This is a genomic window from Nocardia asiatica NBRC 100129 (assembly GCF_000308415.1).
Taxonomy (GTDB): Bacteria; Actinomycetota; Actinomycetes; order Mycobacteriales; family Mycobacteriaceae; genus Nocardia; species Nocardia asiatica.
Genome location: NZ_BAFS01000229.1, coordinates 1 through 2,912, shown reverse-complemented (window position 1 = coordinate 2,912; position 2,912 = coordinate 1). Strand labels below are relative to the sequence as shown.

Annotated in this window: 2 protein-coding genes and 1 pseudogene; all 3 read right to left on the bottom strand. The window is 70.5% G+C overall.

The window, feature by feature from the left end; translation table 11 throughout:
- Window positions 1–101: 101 nt before the first annotated feature.
- Complete coding sequence (locus ON27_RS22495; RefSeq protein ID WP_043731314.1) at window positions 102–1,241, bottom strand: Mrp/NBP35 family ATP-binding protein; 1,140 nt, start codon at window positions 1,239–1,241, stop codon at window positions 102–104.
- A gap of 19 nt (window positions 1,242–1,260) precedes the next feature.
- Window positions 1,261–2,121, bottom strand: a complete 861-nt coding sequence (locus tag ON27_RS22490) for a lytic murein transglycosylase (RefSeq protein ID WP_043731311.1) — start codon at window positions 2,119–2,121, stop codon at window positions 1,261–1,263.
- A gap of 112 nt (window positions 2,122–2,233) precedes the next feature.
- Window positions 2,234–2,912, bottom strand: a pseudogene (locus ON27_RS22485) (hypothetical protein); the annotation flags it as partial.

Below are 2,912 nucleotides of genomic sequence, written 5' to 3'. Positions count from 1 at the left end.
TCCGCTCTGACGCGAGCCATGAAGGGGCCGTGAACACGCAGCGCCGCAGGCGCTGCCAAACCAACACAGCCGTGAACACGCAGCGCCGCAGGCGCTGCAAATCAAACACCTTTCCGGGTGGTGTCGATGCCCAGGGACATGCCGGCGAGGCCGCGGCGGCGGACGGCCAGTTTGTCCGCTACCTCCAGCAGGGCCTTGGCGGCCGGGTTGTCCGGATCGCGCAGCACGATGGGGGTGCCTTCGTCGCCCGCTTCGCGCAGCGCCTGTTCGATGGGGATCTGACCGAGCAGCGGCACGGTGGCGCCCACGGCGCGGGTGAGCCGGTCGGCGACGGCTTGCCCGCCGCCGGAGCCGTAGAGGTCCATCCGGGTGCCGTCCGGCAGGTCCAGCCAGGACATGTTCTCCACCACGCCCGCGATCCGCTGCCGGGTCTGCAGCGCGATCGCGCCCGCCCGCTCGGCCACCTCCGCCGCGGCGGGCTGCGGAGTGGTGACCACCAGGATCTCGGCGCCGGGGATCAGCTGGGCGATGGAGATCGCGACGTCGCCGGTGCCCGGCGGCAGGTCGAGCAGCAGGATGTCGAGGTCGCCCCAGAACACGTCGGCGAGGAACTGCTGCAGCGCCCGGTGCAGCATCGGGCCGCGCCACACCACGGGCGTGTTGCCCTGGGTGAACTGCGCGATCGAGATCATCTTCACGTCGTGCGCGATCGGCGGCATGATCATCCGCTCGACCTGGGTGGGCCGGGCGTCGGTGCCGAGCATGCGCGGGATGGAATGACCGTAGATGTCCGCGTCCAGCACGCCGACCGACAGGCCGCGCGCGGCCATGGCGGCGGCCAGGTTCACCGTGACGCTGGATTTGCCGACGCCGCCCTTGCCGGAGGCGACGGCGTAGACGCGGGTCAGCGAACCGGGCTGGGCGAACGGGATGACCGGATCGGCCGCGTCTCCGCGCAGCTGCTTGCGCAGTGCGGTGCGCTGCTCGTCGTCCATCACGTCGAGGTCGACGGTGACCGCGCCGACTCCCGGCACGTCGGCGACGGCCTTGCTGACCCGCTGCGTGATCTCGGTGCGCAGGGGGCAACCGGCCGTGGTCAGGTAGATCTCCACATGGACATTGCTGTCGGCGCCGATCGCGACGCTTTTCACCATGCCCAGTTCGGTGATCGGCTTGCGGATCTCCGGGTCGTCGACCTTTGCGAGGGCGCCCCGCACATCCGATTCCGTAACCAGTGACATGGCAGAAATTTTAGGCGTGTCAAATTTTCGGCAGGTCCCCGGCCCGGGGTGCGACCCCCGTGCTGTAGGAGGTCTCCCAGGCCATGACGTTCGCGACGTAGGCCATGGAGTGGTTGTAGCGCAGGATCGCCTTGGACTGCTGGGCCAGGTTGCGCATGTTCAGGCCGCCGTCGCAGAGGTACTTCCCGGCTGTCAGGGCGGCGTCGAAGAGATTCTGCGGATCGGCGATGCCGTCGCCGTTGCCGTCGGCCGCGTAGCGCTTCCAGGTCTCGGGCAGGAACTGCATCGGGCCGATCGCGCGGTCGTATCCGTCCAGGCCGTCCAGCGCGCCGTCGTCGGAGTCGCGGATGACGTGGTTGCCGTTCAGCGAGCCGTCCAGCACGGGGCCGTAGACGGGGCTCAGCGGGTTGCCCTCGGCGTCGGCCTTGCCTCCGAACGCGTGGGTGGACTCGACCTTGCCGATGCCGGCCAGCAGTGACCAGGGCATGCCGCACACCGGATTCTCGGCTGCCAGGACGCGTTCGGCGTTCTGGTAGGCGGCGACGGCCACGCCGGGGACGCCCAGCGGCCCGGCCGGCATCGCTGCGCGCTGCCTGCCATCCGGCAGCGCAACGGTTTTCACCACCGGCGTCGCGGTGGGCGCGGCCTTCGCCATTGCGTGCGCGACGAATTCGGTGACCGGCTCGGCTGCCGACTGGGGCTCGGCGCCCTGGACGTCCTGATCGCCTTCCGGCGTCTGGACCGCGGCGGCGAGGGGCGCGCTGTCGCCGACCTCGGAGGCGGCGGTGACCGATACGAGCCCAGCGGGAACCAATCCGGTCAACGCGATAACGGAGCTCCGCCGAACGGTGGCAGGCGGTTGTTTTCGATGACGCCCCACGGTGTGGTGACCCTCCCATGGCTCGCTGTGAGCCCTTTGTGATCGAACAAAGGAAGGTTACCGCATCCGAGATCTTTTTGTTACGCCTTCGTGATCTGATACCTGGTTTGAATTACTGCTGGGGCGCGGCCGGTGGCGCAGGGAGGGGGATGACGATGCCGAAGGGCAAGGTGATCCCGGGCGGGGGCGTAGGTGTGGCGGCGGCGCTGGGCTCCGGTTCGGGTTCCGGTGCGGGCGGTGTAGCGGTGGCCGGTTCGGCATCGACGTGCGGTGCGTTCTCGGGCGCCGGCAGGTCGCCGGGGACGGGCACCGGTTCGCTCGTGGCGAGCGTGGTGTCGGGCAGTGCGCATCCGGCGGCGAGCTGGTCGGGGGCGGCGGGCTGACCCGGATGCCCGGCATAGGCGGACGTTCCCGCCCCCGCGGGACCGGCGGGGGCGCCGGGGTTCCGGGGATCGGCCGGTGCGCCGCCGTAAGGCTGGCCCGGGGCGAGTGGCACGCGCGCGGTCCCGGGTAGCTCCGGGAACGGCATCGGTGCGGGAGCCGGTTGTCCCACGCAGGGATACACCGGAGGTGGCGGTGGGCAGAAGATGCCGCACGGAATCGGCGGCAGACCCGGAATCGTGATCATCACCTGCGTCGGCTGCGGTCGCGGTCGCGGTCGCGGCAGTGGCGCCTGACCCGCCGCCCGCGCCTGCTCGGCCGGATCGGTGGTCGGGTTGTAGGTGCGCAGCGCGGACATGTCCGGGCTCGTCGACAACGTCCCCGGCGGCACCAGATCCGGCGAGATGCGT